This is a genomic window from Alphaproteobacteria bacterium (genome assembly GCA_016124955.1).
Lineage (GTDB): Bacteria > Pseudomonadota > Alphaproteobacteria > UBA9219 > RFNS01 > RI-461.
The window spans coordinates 1-16,956 of sequence record WGMR01000008.1 but is presented as its reverse complement, the minus strand read 5'-3'; the positions used below and the strand labels follow the sequence as shown (position 1 = coordinate 16,956).

16 protein-coding genes are annotated in these 16,956 nt (G+C 57.8%); 13 read left to right on the top strand and 3 right to left on the bottom strand.

The features are described 5' to 3' along the window. Positions 1-48: 48 nt before the first annotated feature. The 10 genes from GC131_07730 to GC131_07685 all read left to right on the top strand — a co-directional run bounded on the left by GC131_07730 (position 49) and on the right by GC131_07685 (position 12,354). The gene (locus GC131_07730) at positions 49-1,350 is read left to right on the top strand and encodes a pilus assembly protein (protein MBI1273959.1); all 1,302 of its coding nucleotides are present in this window, start codon (positions 49-51) and stop codon (positions 1,348-1,350) included. Between the two features lie 335 nt (positions 1,351-1,685). Then, complete coding sequence (locus tag GC131_07725; protein ID MBI1273958.1) at positions 1,686-2,798, top strand: hypothetical protein; 1,113 nt, start codon at positions 1,686-1,688, stop codon at positions 2,796-2,798. A gap of 86 nt (positions 2,799-2,884) precedes the next feature. Next, positions 2,885-3,241 (top strand): hypothetical protein, encoded by a 357-nt coding sequence (locus tag GC131_07720; GenBank protein MBI1273957.1) that lies wholly within the window; start codon positions 2,885-2,887, stop codon positions 3,239-3,241. A gap of 30 nt (positions 3,242-3,271) precedes the next feature. Further along, entirely contained in the window at positions 3,272-4,084 is an 813-nt protein-coding gene (locus GC131_07715) for a peptidase C39 (protein ID MBI1273956.1), read from the top strand. Then, positions 4,081-4,659 carry a hypothetical protein gene (locus tag GC131_07710; protein ID MBI1273955.1) on the top strand — a complete coding sequence of 193 codons (579 nt, stop codon included), beginning with the start codon at positions 4,081-4,083 and terminating at the stop codon, positions 4,657-4,659. The genes GC131_07715 and GC131_07710 overlap by 4 nt, the downstream gene beginning before the upstream one ends. Before the next feature lie 145 nt (positions 4,660-4,804). Beyond that, the gene (locus GC131_07705; GenBank protein ID MBI1273954.1) at positions 4,805-6,187 is read left to right on the top strand and encodes a hypothetical protein; all 1,383 of its coding nucleotides are present in this window, start codon (positions 4,805-4,807) and stop codon (positions 6,185-6,187) included. Position 6,188: 1 nt separating this feature from the next. Further along, positions 6,189-7,034 (top strand): 5'-methylthioadenosine phosphorylase, encoded by an 846-nt coding sequence (locus GC131_07700; GenBank protein ID MBI1273953.1) that lies wholly within the window; start codon positions 6,189-6,191, stop codon positions 7,032-7,034. A gap of 53 nt (positions 7,035-7,087) precedes the next feature. Continuing rightward, positions 7,088-7,750 carry a TetR family transcriptional regulator gene (locus GC131_07695; protein ID MBI1273952.1) on the top strand — a complete coding sequence of 221 codons (663 nt, stop codon included), beginning with the start codon at positions 7,088-7,090 and terminating at the stop codon, positions 7,748-7,750. Positions 7,751-7,763: 13 nt separating this feature from the next. Next, on the top strand, positions 7,764-9,185 hold the full coding sequence (locus GC131_07690) for an efflux RND transporter periplasmic adaptor subunit (GenBank protein MBI1273951.1): 1,422 nt from the start codon (positions 7,764-7,766) through the stop codon (positions 9,183-9,185). Positions 9,186-9,198: 13 nt separating this feature from the next. Next, entirely contained in the window at positions 9,199-12,354 is a 3,156-nt protein-coding gene (locus GC131_07685) for a multidrug efflux RND transporter permease subunit (GenBank protein MBI1273950.1), read from the top strand. Here the strand turns inward: GC131_07685 and GC131_07680 are convergent. Further along, on the bottom strand, positions 12,351-13,268 hold the full coding sequence (locus GC131_07680; protein ID MBI1273949.1) for a metal ABC transporter substrate-binding protein: 918 nt from the start codon (positions 13,266-13,268) through the stop codon (positions 12,351-12,353). The two genes, GC131_07685 and GC131_07680, sit on opposite strands and share 4 nt — an antisense overlap. Positions 13,269-13,424: 156 nt before the next feature. On the opposite strand from GC131_07680, the gene GC131_07675 reads away from it, so the two are divergent. The 3 genes from GC131_07675 to GC131_07665 all read left to right on the top strand — a co-directional run bounded on the left by GC131_07675 (position 13,425) and on the right by GC131_07665 (position 15,558). Further along, the gene (locus tag GC131_07675; protein ID MBI1273948.1) at positions 13,425-13,847 is read left to right on the top strand and encodes a transcriptional repressor; all 423 of its coding nucleotides are present in this window, start codon (positions 13,425-13,427) and stop codon (positions 13,845-13,847) included. A gap of 90 nt (positions 13,848-13,937) precedes the next feature. Continuing rightward, positions 13,938-14,717, top strand: coding sequence for an ATP-binding cassette domain-containing protein (locus GC131_07670; protein MBI1273947.1), 780 nt, complete (start codon positions 13,938-13,940; stop codon positions 14,715-14,717). Further along, a complete protein-coding gene (locus GC131_07665; GenBank protein MBI1273946.1) occupies positions 14,704-15,558 on the top strand; it encodes a metal ABC transporter permease in 855 nt (284 codons plus the stop codon). The genes GC131_07670 and GC131_07665 overlap by 14 nt, the downstream gene beginning before the upstream one ends. Here GC131_07665 and GC131_07660 read toward each other — a convergent pair. After that, positions 15,555-16,499: a hypothetical protein gene (locus GC131_07660; protein ID MBI1273945.1), complete on the bottom strand. Its 945-nt coding sequence runs from the start codon at positions 16,497-16,499 to the stop codon at positions 15,555-15,557. The genes GC131_07665 and GC131_07660 overlap by 4 nt on opposite strands. 13 nt (positions 16,500-16,512) lie before the next feature. Continuing rightward, positions 16,513-16,956, bottom strand: a 444-nt coding sequence (locus GC131_07655; GenBank protein ID MBI1273944.1) for a DUF1007 family protein, incomplete at its 5' end; no start/stop codon positions are given.

Here is a 16,956-nt window from a genome sequence, read left to right as displayed (position 1 = left end):
GCCTTGCTGAAGCGCTTCTGGCGCAACGAAGCCGGCGTGGCCGCGCCCATGATCGCTTTTGCTTTCCTTGCATTGACCGGCGCGGTTGGGCTCGCAGTCGATGCCGGACGAGCGGAAATGGTGCAGGCCAAGCTTTCAAGCGCGCTCGATGCCGCCGGTCTCGCCGCCGGTTCGACCATCAGCACCGCAAACGTGCAAAGCGAGGTCACGAAATACCTGAACGCCAATTTCCCCAGCGATTATCTGGGCGCGACCATCACGAATGTTACCGTTTCGGTCAATTCCGACGCCACCACGATCACGCTTTCGGCCACCGCGACGATGCCGACGACTTTCATGCAAATTTTTGACAATAATTCGGTCACCGTCTCCGCCGAAAGCGAGATCACGCGCTCCAGCCGCGGGCTTGAACTTGTGATGGCGCTCGATAACACAACCTCGATGCAGGGCTCCGATCTGACCAGCCTGAAAACTGCGGCCAATCTTCTGGTCACCACCCTGTTCGGCAGCAATTCGACGGTCGATAATCTGTGGGTCGGGCTCGTGCCATTTTCGCAGGCCGTGAATATCGGCAACAGCCACACAAGCTGGGTCTATGCCGGCTCTTTCAATTGGGGCAATCCGACCATTGCCTGGGGCGGATGCACCGAAGCGCGCGTGGCCAGCGGCCGCGACATCACCGACGATCCGCCAAGCGTGGAGAAATTCACAAAGTATTATTGGGGCGACGACAGCAACAACGATTGGCTTAAAAGCAATGGCCATAACAAGGACGGGATCGGCTCCACCAAAGGCCCAAATAAATATTGCCCGCAAGAAGTCACGCGTATGACCAATGTAAAAGCAACCATTACGACCGCTATCAACAGCATGGAAGCCGTAGGTTACACGCATATCAACCTCGGCGCCGTATGGGCGTGGCGCATGCTTTCGCCGCGCTGGCGCGGGCTTTGGGGCGGCACGATGGACGCCAACAGCCTGCCGCTCGATTACAATACCGAGTTGATGGACAAAGCCGCGATCATCATGACCGACGGCGAAAACACCATGAGCAATAGCGGCGATGGCGCCTACGGCTACCTGAATGACGGTTTGCTTGGCACCACCAACAGCTCTACTGCCGAATCGCGGCTCGATAGCCGGCTTTCATCAGTTTGCACTTCGATGAAGAACAACAACATCATTATCTACACAATCACGTTCGGCAGCGTTTCGAGCGGCGTCAGAACCTTGATGAAAAACTGCGCCACGCAGGCAGATTATTATTTTAACGCGCCATCGAGCGCGACGCTGCAATCGGCATTTCAGGCGATCGGCGATTCGCTGGCAAATTTGCGCGTCAGCAAATAATTCCGCCGCCTCTACATAAAATATTGCTCATACGAATCGTTGTGCACAAAATTTGTGCACAATTCTGTTGATGGTTCGATACCGAAATTTAACGATAAATTCTGAAATCTTGTACTATCACAGTTATACTTATCCACAATCGTGCACACGTGCGGATTTCATCGCACGCGATATGAGCAACAATCTTGCAGGTTGCTTGTTAACCATAATAATGCATTGACTCGAAAATTTGGCCGCTTCATATAACGGGCACCGATTGCGGATTCGCAACGCGGCCCGCCTCGGGATGGCTGACAATTTTGTCTGTCATGCTCATAACCTTGAGGGAATAGATCATGAAACATGTGCTCCTGAGTTCTGTTGCTGCGATCGCACTCACGATTGCCGCACCAGCATTCGCCGACGCCATCGACGCCGATGACGGCGATAACACGGTAAAGGCCGAACAAACGCTTTCGGGCGGCCTCAACAACTCCGATTCCAGTGTGTTCAACACCACGCAGGACGGCAACCTCGACCAGCGCACCGGCGATATCGATTACGATAACCAGACCTTCGACGCCGAAGGCGTGTTCACGATCCAGAACCAGACCGGTCTGAACAATGTCGGCAACAACGGCGCCAACATTGCCGCACAGGTCAACATCGACGATGTCGAGCTTGATGACTATGCCGACAATGTGGTCAAGGCCAAGCAGACCGGCACCGCGAAGATCGAGAACAACAGCGATGTTCTGATCCAGAGCAACAACGACAGCAGCGAACAGCCCGGCGATATCGGCAACACCGATACCCGCACCGGCGATATCGACTATGATGACGAAACCTTCAACGAGGAAGGCGTCTTCACGCTGCAGAACCAGACCGGCCTGAACGATGCAGGCAACAACCTGACCAACGTTGCGGCGCAGGTCAGCGACGATCTGGAGCTGGACGACGACTCCGAAAACTATGTTTTCGCGACCCAGTCGGGCACGGCAACCATCAGCAACAGCGACAGCACGGTCCAGAACGACGTCTTTGAAGACGGCGAGCTGACCAACCGTACGGGCGACATTGAATACGGCGGCGACACGTTCAACGCCGAAGGCCTGTACACGCTGCAGAACCAGACCGGCCAGAACGGTGCGACCAACAACGCAACGAACATCGCCGCTCAGGTCAACAACGACGTCAACGATTCGATCACGATCGAAGACGATTCGGTGAACGCCGTTGTAGCGACGCAGACGCTGACCTCTACCATCAGTGGCTCGAACGCGCTGGTTGACAACAACTTCCAGCCGAACAGCTATGGTGATGTGAGCAACCGCACGGGCGACGTTGTCTATAGTTCGGACACGTTCAACGCTTCGGGCGTCTATACGCTCAGCAACACCACCGGCCTGAACAATGCCGGCAACAATGCGACCAACATTTCGGCGCAGGTGAACGGTCTGGCTCCGTAAGCCAGCCGATGAGTAAAGCCGCACGGGCCCGGGGCAACCCGGCCCGTGCGGTTCTTCACCCAGCCCCGAATAGTGGAGCAAGTGTTATGAAAATTACAGGTTTTACCGCCCTTTTCCTGGCCGCCGCCCTTGCAGCCGCGCCGGCATGGGCGATGCTGGATGACGAAATCATCATCGAAGATGAAGCGGCAATGGATCTCGATACCATGGGCGCCGCCCGCGGCGCGGCTGCCGAGAACAGCGCGGTTTCAACGCAAACACTGGCGGCCACCGCAACCGGCAACACGGTTTCGGTGACGGGCGATCTTGTCACAGGCAGCATCAATATCGGCGACAACTTCGGCGGCAGCGGCTTCGGCAGCTACGTCAACAACACCGGTAACAACACAGCTATCAATTCGGCCGTATCGGTCAATATTCAAATGCTTCCCGGCACGCCATAAGGCGGCAGGGTGATTTTTAGAGAGAACGCAATGTTGCGAACCGCGGTTCTGGGCGTACTTCTGGCGACGGTTCCGGCCCTGCTGCCGGCCCCGTCTGCATTCGCGGCCGAAGCCGACCCGTTTGCGGCAAGCGATAATTTGCAAACCACCGTTCCCGTCGGCAACGGCCCGCGCGATACAACGAACATCGCGGTCGTGAGCTGGCGCGACTGGCCGTTCCAGACAACCAAGCGGCAGGCTTATGATTTCAGCTGCGGTTCCGCCACAGTGGCGACGATGATGTCTTATGTCTATGACGTGCCGACATCGGAACGTGATGTTTTCAAATCCATGTTCGATCAGGGCGATCAGGAAAAAATCAGGCGCGAAGGTTTTTCGATGCTCGATATGGTCAATTATATGCGCCGCAAGGGCATGAACGCTAACGGTTATAAGCTTTCGCTTGCCGCCATCGAAAAAAAGCGCGTGCCGTTTATCGCCTTGATCAACAAGGAAGGTTATAACCATTTTGTGGTGGTTAAGGGTATCGCCGGGCCGTTCGTTCTGGTGGGAGACCCCAACAACGGCAATGTCGTTTATCACCGCAAGCATTTCGAGCAAATGTGGAACGGCATCGCGCTTCTGGTGACCAACCATGCCAGCAAGGCACACACCGTGTTCAACAGCCCGCGCGAATGGAAACTTGTGCGCTCGCTCGCGACCTTGCGCGAAAACAACCTTGAGCAGCTGATCGACAGCGACGTTCTCGAACCCATGCCGTGGCAAGCTGCGCCTGCGGGCACCGATCTTTTCACCACGACCATGGACACGATTGAAAGCGTGCGGCTTGGAGGCGGGTTATGAAGCGCATTGCCCTCCTTATCCTTGCCGCCGCGCTTGTTTTTCCGATGCACGCGTTTGCGCGTACGGCAGCCGATGAAATTTCCATGGCGGATGCACGCGCAGTCGCGGTCAGGGATCTTGACGGGTTGCGCGGCGGGTTCGGCGCGGGCAATCTGATTTACCGCTTCGCGGTTAATGTGCATGCCATGTTCAACGGCTCTTCGCTGTTTGAGCGCTCGGTCGTCATGGAAAACAACAACGGCAGCCTTGAAACCACCGTCAACACATCAAGCCTGAACACGCAAAGTCTGCCATCCAACCTGCAGGCGGCTTTGGTGGGCAACAATGCCGGCGTTGTCGTCACCCACGAAGATGGAACCAGCACGACCTTCCTGAACGAAACGGCGAACGGCACGCCTTCCAGTATCATCAACAACACTGCCAGCGGCATCGACGCTTCGCAGACCGTCAATATCGATCTGACGCTTCAAAACATGCAGCAGGTTATCAGCGATATTGATCTCGCAAAGCAAAATACGGCGATCTCCAATATTGCCGAAAGCGTTAACATGCAGCCCCTCGGCTACGGTTTTTAAGGCTCACTTCATGACTTTTTCAGCAAATCCGGCCTGATTGTGCGGTTTTTGGCTGGCCTCGCATGAAAAATATGCTTAGTTTGTTGGACTTTCCCGGTGAATCGGTGTGACGTTTTGCCCGTATTTCGTTTTCAAGGTCATTCTGATGCTCCCTCCTCTGCGCCGCGCTCTTTTGCTTACCGCCGCCATGAGTGCCGTTGCCTTTGCCGCACCGGCGCAGGCAAGCGTACAGGACGATATTGCGCAGCTGAAGGCCAGCCTTGCCGCGCAGGAAAAATTGATCGATCAGCAGCGCCGCGCGCTGCAGCACCAGCAAGCGAAGCTGGAAGCGCAGGCGCGGGAAATCGGCGCGCATCGCAGGAAGCTTGAAGCATTGGGCCCGCTTACAGCCGAGGCGATGGCGACGGAGCGCGGCGCCGGCACACAGATCAGCAGAAATAACGCGCAGCGCCCACCCAGCGCCGCCCCGGTTTCAACGGCGCAGAACGAAGCGTACAGCCGCAACAAGCAAGGCAATCGGCCGCAGCTGGCCGCGACGGCACCGGAAGAGAAGGTGCAAGCTTCCTTCGCACGGCAGGAAGAGGAAACCGCCCGGCCCGAAATCAACGCACTGCCCGATACCGGGGGCGTGCTGACACCCAAGGGCGTGCTGATGTATGAAAACAGCACCGATTATACGAACACCAGCAGCAACGTTTTCACCTTCCAGGGCGTGCAGGTGGCCGAAGTCGTGCTTGTGGGCGTCATCAACGCAACATCTTCGCGCCGGCAGGTTCTGCAAAACTCGTCCCGCGTGCGCCTCGGTCTCACAAACCGGCTCGAAACCGACATACGCGTGCCCTATGCCTACCGCAACGATGCGACCACGACCAGCAGCGGCGGCAGCACGACCAAGAACGTAATCGAAGGCCATGGCTTCGGCGATATCGATATGGGTCTTTCCTATCAGATCAACAGCGGCCGCGACGATTGGCCCTTCCTCATCGGCAACCTGCGCTACAAGCACGATAACGCCGACGGCCCGTTCGACGTACCCTATAATTCTTCCAACATCGCAACGCGCCTGCCTACCGGCAGCGGCTTCAAATCGCTTGAAGCCAGCGTAACCGCTATCAAGGTCACCGACCCGGCCGTGTTGTTCGCCAATCTCGGCTATGTCTTCAACCTGTGCGAAGACATCAACAAAACTTTCGGCACCACACGCATCACCAGCGTTGACCCGGGCGATGCGATTAACGCCAGCGTCGGGCTCGGTTTCTCGATCAACCCCGAAACCTCGTTCACACTCGGCTATAAGCACAGCCATGTGTTCAACACCATGCAACATTCGGTCGATACCGGCACGCTGGCCAAGAGCAGCGCGCGCACGGATTCGCTTGAGGTCGGCGCCATGACTTTCGGCATCAGCCATCGCTTCAACCCCATCACCAGCGTCAGCCTGAATATGGAAGTCGGCGCGACCGAGGATGCGCCGGATGTGCGTGTTGGTGTGCGCGTGCCGGTACGCCTTGGGAAGGTATTCGACTAACATGCTCGGCATCGTCGGCGGGACAGGGTTCTACAACATAGACGGGCTTGACGTGGTGGAGGAGATTGATGTTCCCACCCCGTTCGGCGCGCCTTCGGCGCCGCTGGCACGGGCGCGGCACGGTGATAAGGAAATTTTCTTCCTGCCGCGTCACGGCAAGAACCATCAGTTTCTGCCGCATGAAATCAATTATCGCGCCAACATCTTCGCCTTCAAGCATGTCGGCGTGAAGCAGATGATCAGCTTTTCCGCCGTCGGCAGCCTGCGGCAGGAAATCCCGCCCGGAGATTTCGCCATTCCTTCCCAGTATTTCGACTGGATCAAGGGGCCGCGCGTACGCAGCTTTTTCGGCGAAGGGCTTGTCGCGCATATATCGATGGCCGAGCCCACCTGCCCCAACCTGAGCACCTGGATCGCGGAAACCGCGCCCGCGCTCGGCATCAAGATGCATACCGGGAAAACCTATGCCTGCGTGGACGGTCCGCGCTTCGGCACGCGCGCCGAAAGTTTCTTTTTGCGCCAGATCAATTGCGACCTTGTCGGCATGACCAACGTGCCCGAAGTGTTTTTGGCGCGCGAAGCGCAAATTTGTTATGCGCCCGTTGCTATCTCCACCGATTTCGATTGCTGGCTCGATGACCCGGCGCAGCATGTCAGCGTTGCCGCGCTGATCGCCCGCTACGGCAAAAGCCTTGAAGAGGCGCGCAAATTACTCAAAGCCCTGCTTGAAAAACCGTTGCCGGCACCATCAGCCCTGTGCCGCGAGAGTCTGAAGGACGGCGTCCTGAGCAAGGAAGATGCCTTGCTGCCGGAAAAAAAGAAGCTGCTGGCGGTTCTAAGGTCTTGATAATACTGTAGTATAAATTTGACTGATCAGTCAAATTTTCCGTTGACCGAAAAATGGCAATGGCGTACGAAACGGGCACGAACTGTCCCTTTTTCCATACGCGCATCATGGCCAAGGATACCCGCGAAAAACTTATCAACGCCGCGATCGAGCTGTTCTGGCTGCAAGGCTACGGCATGGTGAGCGTCGATGATATCTGCAAGGCCGCAGGCGTGCAGAAGGGCAGCTTTTATCATTATTTCCGTTCCAAAATCGATCTGACCGTCGCCACCTTCGAAGCCATGCGCGATCTTATGCGCACCCATATGGACGAGATTTTCGCCGCCGGCACCAGCCCGGCCGAAAAGATAAGCGCCTATTGCGCCATGACGCTCGAACGCCAGAAGGAAAAACAAAAACAGTATGGCCGGGTTATCGGCTGCCCCTTCATGACCTACGGCGCGGAATTGTGCACACAGGATGAAACGGTGCATAGCAAGGTAAGCGAGATTTTCAACGGCTACGCCGGCTATTTCGAACGGCTAATGCGCGAAGCGGCGGAGGCCGGTTTATGCGCGGTGGACGACCCGGCCGCGGCCGCGCAAGAAATGGTGGCCTATATCGGCGGCGTGCTGGTGCAGGCCCGCATTATGAACGACATTGAAGTCATCAGGCAAAACCTTGAAACCGGCCTGATGCGTTATCTGAAAACCGAACCCCGAAGCCGGGCCGCCTGAACGGAGCGAACTTATGATCAAGAAAATTATCCTTACGCTGGTTATCGTGGCGGCCGCCGGTCTGCTTGCCGCGCGCTTTCTTGGCGGCGCGCCGCAAGGCGCGGCGCAAGCGGGCGCAGACGGCATGCAAATGCCCCCGCCGCCGCAGGTGAATGTCGCGGCCGCGATCAGCAAGGAAATCCAGGAATTCCGGGAATTTTCCGGCCATCTTGAAGCCGTGCAGAAGGCCGAGATTCGCCCGCGCGTCGGCGGCACCATTGTCGGCGTGCATTTCCAGGACGGCGCGTTCGTAAAAAAAGGCGCATTGCTTTACACGATTGACCCGCGTCCGTTCGAAGCCGAAGCGGCACGGAGCGAAGCCGCGCTGGCCGCCGCGCAAAGCGCCGCTTCGCTGGCCGCGACCGAACTCGAGCGCGCGCAAAGCCTGATCAAGAACAACACGATATCGCAACTGACGCTGGACCGCCGCGCCAGCGATGCGCGCGTGGCCGATGCCAACGTCAAGGCCGCCGAAGCGGCGCTGCGGACCGCGCGGCTGAACCTTGAATATACGCATGTAACCGCGCCGATCGCCGGCAAGGCGGGGCGCGCCGAAATTACCGTCGGCAACCTTGTCGAATCCGGCTTCATGAACGCGCCCGTGCTGACCACCATCGTCACCGCCGACCCGATTTACGCGAATATCGAGATGGACGAACAATCGTTCCTTAGCTATGTGCGCGACCGCGCTGTGGAAAACAGCAAGGCACAGCAGATCCCGGTCTTTATCAGCCTCGGCGATAACGATCCTGCGCCGCGCACCGGCTTCATCAAGGCGTTCGACAACCAGCTCGATACCTCGTCCGGCACCATACGCGTACGTGCGGAACTCGATAACCCGGACGGCAACCTCGTGCCCGGCATGTTCGTGAAGGTGCGCATGGGCGCGGCCATGCCGCGCGAAGCGGTGCTGATCACCGACCGCGCTATCAGCACAGACCAGAGCAAGAAATTCGTGCTCGTGCTCGGTGAAGGCAACAAGGCGATGTACCGCGAAGTAACGCTTGGCGGCACCGCCGACGGCATGCGCATCATTGAAAGCGGCCTGGCGGCGGGCGAGAAAATTATCGTCAACGGCTTGCAGCGCGTGCAGCCGGGCATGCCGGTCGTGCCGGAAACCGTAACGATGGAAGCAGCGGATACCACCCCCGTGAGCGGGCCCGTGCCGCAAGCGGCGCAACCCGAACAAACCGAAGCGCCGCCGGCCGAAGCGCCGCCAGACGCCCAGCCGGATGAAAAACCGGCGCCGGAAAGCGGCACCGCCACAGGCAAGGCCGGCGAAATGCCGGATATGGCCGATGACGTCGCGCCAACCACCGAAACCGGCATCACGCTCCATGAAGGCGAAACGAATGCCGGCGCGGACGATCTTGCGCCCGTGATCCCCGAGCCATAACAGCGGTGCCCGCATGAATTTCTCGCGCTTCTTCATCGACCGCCCGCTGTTCGCAGGCGTTCTTTCGCTGTTCATCTTCATTGCCGGTTTCATGGCGATGTGGAGCATGCCGATTTCGGAATATCCGGATGTGGTGCCGCCTTCGGTTGTAGTGCAAGCGCGCTATCCGGGCGCCAACCCGGAAGTGATCGCCACCACCGTGGCTGCGCCGCTTGAGGAACAAATCAACGGCGTCGAGAACATGCTTTACATGTTCTCCCAAGGCACGTCGGACGGGTTGATGAACCTGACCATCACCTTCAAGATCGGCACCGACCCCGACCTTGCGCAGCAATTGGTGCAAAACCGCGTCAGCCAGGCCCTGCCCCGGCTGCCCGATACCGTGCGGCAATTCGGCGTGACGGTGACCAAGCGTTCGTCCGATCTGACCATGGTCGTTCACTTGCTTTCGCCCAACGAACGGTACGACAAGCTGTATCTGGGCAACTACGCGACCCTGAATGTGAAAGACAGGCTTTCGCGCCTTCCCGGTGTCGGGCAGGCGATGGTGTTCGGCGGTTCCGATTATGCCATGCGCATATGGCTCGATCCCGAAAAGGTGGCGGCGCGCGGGTTGAACGCGGGCGACGTCGTGAACGCGATCCGGGAACAGAATGCGCAGGTGGCAGCGGGCGTGATCGGCGCCGAGCCAGCGCCCAAGGGCACCGAATTGCAGCTGAATATCAACGCCAAAGGCCGACTGGATACCGAGGAAGAATTCGCCAACATCATCATCAAGACGGAGCCGGGCGGCGCAGTGACGCGGCTGAGCGACGTGGCGCGCATACAGCTGGGCGGCGCCCTGTATTCGATGCGTTCACTGCTGAACAACAAGCCCGCGGTCGCTATGGGTATTTTCCAGGCGCCGGGTTCGAACTCGCTTGAGGTTTCCGACAGCGTGCGCAAAACGATGGAGGAGCTGAAAAAGAGTTTCCCCGAAGGCGTGGATTACACGATCGTTTACGATCCGACCACCTTCGTGCGCGATTCGATCAAAGCCGTGGTGCACACGTTGATCGAGGCGATCATACTTGTCGTGCTGGTTGTGATTTTGTTCCTGCAGACATGGCGCGCTTCCATCATCCCCTTGATCGCCGTTCCGGTTTCCATCGTCGGCACTTTCGCGCTTATGTACGCGTTCGGCTTTTCCATCAACGCGCTTTCGCTGTTCGGGCTTGTGCTGGCTATCGGCATCGTGGTGGATGACGCGATTATCGTGGTCGAAAACGTCGAGCGAAACATCCAGGAAGGGCTTGCGCCGCGCGACGCCGCCTATCAGGCCATGAAGGAAGTGAGCGGGCCGATCGTCGCCATCGCCTTCACGCTAATTTCGGTGTTCGTGCCGATCGCTTTCGTGAGCGGTCTTACGGGCCAGTTCTACCAGCAATTCGCGCTGACCATCGCAATTTCCACCGTCATTTCCGCCTTCAATTCCCTGACGCTCAGCCCCGCGCTGGCCGCCTTGCTGCTCAAGGGCCACGATGCGCCGCCCGACAGGCTCGCGCGTATTATGGATTTCCTGCTCGGCTGGCTGTTCAGGGGCTTTAACCGCATGTTCGATGGCGGGCGCAACCGCTATGTGAAGGTGCTTGGCTGGGTGCTGGGCCGCCGCCCGCTGGCCATGATTGTCTATGCCATTTTCTGTGCGCTGGCGGCATACCAGTTCACGCATGTGCCGACCGGCTACATCCCGGCACAGGATAAACAATATCTTGTCGGTTTCGCACAGCTCCCGGATGGCGCTTCGCTCGAGCGGACCGAACAGGTCGTGCGCCGCATGTCGGAAATCGGCATGAACACGCCGGGTGTCGCCAATTCGGTCGCCTTCCCCGGCCTTTCGATCAACGGTTTCACCAATTCTTCGAATGCGGGCATTGTTTTCTTGCCGCTCAAGCCGTTCGATGAACGCAAATCGCCCGCGCTTTCGGCGGGCGCGATCGCCGGCTCGGTCAACAAACAGTTCGCCGAAATCAAGGACGCCTTCACGGCCGTGTTCCCGCCGCCTGCCATCATGGGGCTTGGCCAAATCGGCGGCTTCAAAATGCAGATCGAGGATCGCGCCGACCTTGGCAACAACGCGCTATTCAACGCCGTGCAGGCGATCCAGATGAAGGCGTGGCAGACGCCGGAGCTTGCCGGCGTCTTTTCCGGCTTCCAGATCAACGTGCCGCAGCTTTTCGTCGATATCGACCGCACGCGTGCCAAGCAGCTTGGCATCCCGCTCGCGAGCATTTTCGAGACGCTGCAAGTCTATCTTGGTTCGCTCTATGTCAACGACTTCAACAAATTCGGGCGCACCTACCAGGTTGTGGCGCAGGCCGAAGGGCAGTTCCGCGACCATGGCGAGGATATTCCCAACCTTAAGGTCCGCAACGCGGCGGGCGAGATGGTCCCGCTTGGCAGCGTGCTGAGCGTCAAGCAAAGCTATGGGCCGGACCGCGCCATGCGCTACAACGCCTTCCGTTCCGCTGATCTGAACGGCAACCCGGGACATGGCGTTTCAAGCGGGCAAGCGATGATGGCGATCGAGAAGATCGTTAAAGAAACTTTGCCCAAGGGCATGGCGTTCGAATGGACCGATCTGACCTTCCAGCAAATTCTTGCGGGCAATTCGGCCATATATGTGTTCCCGCTTTGCGTGCTGTTCGTGTTTCTTGTGCTTGTTGCCTTATATGAAAGCGTGGCGCTGCCTTTCGCCGTGATTTTGATTGTGCCGATGTCGATGCTGTGCGCCATCACCGGCGTGTGGCTGGACGGAAGCGACAATAACATCTTCACCCAGATCGGGTTGATGGTGCTGATCGCACTGGATTGCAAGAACGCGATTCTGATCGTCGAGTTCGCGCACGCCATCGAACAAAGCGGCAAAACGCCGCTGCAGGCGGCGATGGAAGCTTCGCGCATCAGACTCAGGCCGATTTTAATGACATCCTTCGCCTTTATCATGGGCGTGGTGCCGCTGGTATTTTCCAGCGGCGCGGGCGCGGAAATGCGCCACGCCATGGGCGTGGCCGTGTTCTACGGCATGCTGGGCGTTACCTTCCTTGGCCAGTTCCTGACCCCGGTTTTCTATGTGATCGTGCGTTCGATCGCCCTGAAGCGGGAGCAACGCAGGGCGGCGCAGATTTAGTCGGCCGGCATTGATGCGTTTTCCTGCATCGCCCGCTTCAGTTTCGGCACATTGTTACGGAACATGCCAAGGTAGGTCGGCGCAGAACCATCGGGGCCCGAAAGCGCATCGGAATACAATGTTCCGCCTATTTTCGCGCCCGTATCCTCGGCAAGTTGCTTGATTAAACGAGAATTCGTCATGTTCTCGACAAACACCGTTTTGATTCCTTCCCGTTTTATCTGGTCCGTCAACCGGGCGACCGCCGCCGCCGAGGGCTCGGTTTCCGTGCTCAGGCCTTCGGGCGCCATGAAAGCAACATCATAAGCGGCACCAAAATAGCCAAATGCGTCGTGGCTGGTGATGACACGCCTTTGCGCCACCGGGATGGCGGCAAAATCATGTTTTATCTGTTCGTCGAGCTGCTTCAGCCGTTGGTCATAATCCCGGGCGCGCGCGCGGATCGCCCCTGCCTGCTGCGGCAATGCCGCCATCAGCGCAGCCGCAATATTGTTGACGTAAATACGACCGTTGGCGAGATCCTGCCACGCGTGCGGGTCCGTATCTCCATGATCATGATCTCCGTGCCCTTCTTCGTTCGCGATGCGCGCCCGCACGCCTTCGCTTGCCACCACCATTCTGCTTTTTGCGCCGGACGTTTCGGCCAGCTTTTCCATCCAGCCTTCAAACCCAAGGCCGTTGACGAAAATAAGGCTCGCGGCTGCAAGCGCCCTGGCATCCTGTGCCGTGGGCTGGAAGCTGTGTGCGTCACCATCCGGCCCAACCAGGACCGTCACCGCCACGGCATCGCCGCCGACGGTCCTGACCATGTCACCCAGAATGCTGAAACTGGCCACGACAGGCAAAGGCGCAGCGTGCAGCGGTTGAATACACCCGAACAGAACGGACAGAAAAACGACAAGAATTTTACGCATGACGGCTCCGGCTTGGTTGATGCGGGATGCCTTTGTATGTTATGTTATAACATTAGTCAAGGACCCCGGATACGCAATGGTGGCTTGCGCGCGCCGGCAGGTTCAGGATATGTTAGGTTATACAATAACTTATGATTGCACACAGGATGCCTGGTTATGAAAACCGCCTTTACACCCAACAACCGCCGCGTGCTTGACGTTCTGCGCGCCGCAAGAACGCCGCTTTCCGCCTATGACATTCTGGGCAAGCTACGCCGCCATGGCTTTAAGTCGCCGCCGATTGTCTATCGTGCGCTGGGATGGCTGGTCGAGAATGGCCATGCACACAAGATCGAATCCATGAACAGTTACGTCGCCTGCAGTCACAAACACGATGAACACAGCCATGCAGCCCAGCTCGCGGTCTGCAACACCTGCGGCACCGTACAGGAAATCAACGATCCTGCGTTAGCCAGAATCATTGCACGCGTGCGCAAGCAGTTCCTTGCAGGCATTGATAAGGAAGTGTTCGAGCTTTCCGGCACCTGCCATAAATGCATCGATAGAGCGCCGGGTCAGCAACGCCGGGAAAATGCCTGATATGTTGTTTATGGGTTTTCCCGCACGTTTCGGTATCGCCGTAGTGCTTTGCGCCTGCGTTGTTGCTCTTGTACTTTTCGTGACCGGCATATGGGCACCATGACCGCCGCCATCACCATCAACAACCTTGCCGTGCATTATGGCAAACATGTTGCCCTGCACGACATACATGCCGTATTTGAAGCAGGATCGCTGACCGCCATGGCCGGGCCCAACGGCGCAGGCAAAAGCACGTTGCTGAAAACCATCGCCGGGATCGTACGGCCAAAACGCGGAAGCGTCACGATCAACCCCGCACTGGAAAGCAGCATCGCCTATATGCCGCAGTTGACCAGTATTCAAAGGGATTTCCCCATTTCGGTACTCAAGGCTACATGCACCGGCTTTTGGCCGCGCATCGGCAATACCGGAGCCATAACCCGCGCGATGCAGCAACAGGCACTTACAGCCCTTGCCGATGTCGGTCTGGCGGACTATGCCGAACGGCAGATCGATTGTCTTTCAGGCGGACAGTTCCAACGGCTTTTGTTCGCGCGCCTGATCATTCAGGACCCGCGCCTGATACTGCTTGACGAGCCCTTCACCGCCGTGGATGCCGGAACAACCGCCAGACTGATCCGCATTATGCTGCAATGGCATCAGGAAGGACGCACGATAATTTGCGTGCTGCACGATCTTCTGCTGATCAGGAAATATTTTCCTGAATCTTTCGTTCTTGCCGGCAAATGCCTCGGACGCGGACATACCCACAAATTGTTCGAGCAAAAACTGCTTTCCTTCGACCTCGACATGGCCGAACTACATACCGGCACGAACGACACACACGGCCACCAGCATGAAGGGCACGGACATCATTATGACCGCAGCTAGCCTGTTGATCGAACCCTTTGCCGATTACGCTTTCATGCGCCGCGCGCTAGTGGCCTGTATTATCCTTTCCATCAGCGGGGCGCCGCTTGGCGTATTCATGAACCTGCGGCGCATGACGCTTGTGGGTGACGCCATGTCACATGCCATTTTGCCGGGTGTTGCCGTTGCCTTCATTCTTTTCGGTGCGTCCGTGTGGCCGATGACATTGGGCGGCATGGCGACCGGCATTGTTATCGCCATCATCGCCACACTGCTGACGCGCTACGCACAATTGAAGGAAGACGCCAGTTTCGCCATGGTATTCCTGTTGTCGCTTGCGGGCGGCGCCGTGATCGTTTCGGCAAACGGCAATAATGTCGATCTTCTGCACCTTCTGTTCGGCAACATCCTCGGCATCGACCGCAATATGCTTCTGCTCGGCGCCGGGGTGTCCTGTGCTTCGGTGCTGACGCTCGGCCTGATATATCGTGGCCTGGTTATCGAATGTTTTGACCCCGATTTCATGCGCGCTTCGCGCAAAGGCGCGGGCGGGACCAGCCTGGTATTCTTTATATTGTTGATTGCCAATCTTGTCGCCGCCTTTCAGGCGCTCGGCACGCTGATGGCCTTGGGCCTGATGATACTGCCGGCCGTCGCCGCAAGGTTCTGGACCCGTAATATTGATAGCGCCGTGCCGCTAAGCATCGTGATCGGCATTGCGGCGTCGGTGGCGGGCTTGGTGATCTCGTTCCATGTGCATGTTCCGGCGGGCCCCGCAATCGTACTTACAACCGGCGCCATCGCATTGTTTTCCGTGCTGGCCGGACGTTATGGCAGCGTGCGCTGCTATATCTTTGACTAGGCCCCGATGCTGTAAAACGTTCCCGCACATAACAACCCGCCCGTGGCCATGACGACCAGTGCGGCAATAATAGTAATCATCCGCGTCAATCCGCGCCGCATGGGCGAGGGCTCCCCCTCCCCCGCGATAGCCCTGTGCAATAGTATGGAAAGCATGCCGATGGCCGTGATAGTGATCCACATGCCAAGCGCAATGGCCATAACCGCCAATATGCCCGCCCACAAAACACCGCCCGCGAGCGTGAAAAGCAGTATGATCATCGAACCCGTGCAAGGCACGGCGCTGGCTGCGGCGAACAGGCCAAATGCCTGCTTGTTTTTTAGCGCATGGCCATGATCGTGATGATCATGATCATGGTGGTCATGCGCATGATCGTGCCCGCAAACGCTGCAGCCCTGCCCGCCCTTCAAAGCCCGCACAAGCAACCAGACGCCTATGCACGCAATCATGCCGTAGCTAACCAGTTCGACGTAGCGCGCATTGGCAAGCACGCCGAACTGCCCCAGCCCGATCACGAGATAAAGCACGACCACGATCGCCACGGCAGAAACCGTGTGGCCGACCGCCATGACCAGACCCGCCAACATGCCATCGCGCCAGCGCGCCTTGTTGCCGATAAAATAGGAACCGACGATTACCTTGCCGTGACCGGGCGCCAGAACATGAAACACGCCATAAGCAAGGCTGATCAGCAGCAACAGCCAGAGCGGCGCAAGCGACTGGCCGTCTTTCAAGAGCTGGATTTGGTCCGTGATGGCTTCATGGATCTGTTTTTGCGCCAACATGATTTCCTGCATGAAAGGCGTGGCAAAGAAGCCCATGGCGGCAACATTCGCTTCCGATGGCTGGCCCGCCATGAACGGGTTTGCCGCAGCCGGTGTTGCCATGACAACACCCAAGCCAAGCAGCGCCAACGCGCAATATATTGCTCTACGCTTCATCGCAAGCCCCACCTTATTGTTTGACGGCGCAGTTGATCAAAAATACCGTGAACACACCCCACACTGCGCTTACATGCGGGTCACCCTTTTTATAGCCACATTCAGGCGGCGCGGCACCATCCGTCGCGCCGGCGGAAAGAAAATCCTTGGGCTCGTAGATGCCCGTCGTCATAACCGAAGCTGCTTTTTCCGGCGTCACCTGCTGCATCGGCGGACCGAGATCAACGTAGAATTCAGGGTCATAGATCGACAATTCAAGCTTCTTCGCAGGGTGCGGAAGAGTAACGGTAAACCGGTATTCAAGGTTGCGGCCATGCATGCGTGCCGTAAATTCGCTTGCTTCCTTCGGCTCAAAAACCTGCCCGTCCAGCAACAGATTGATATAGTAATGATAGTGCGTGAGATTGATGAAGGCTTTGTCGTGCAGTTTCTTTGTTTCTGCCTCGCCGATCTTCGT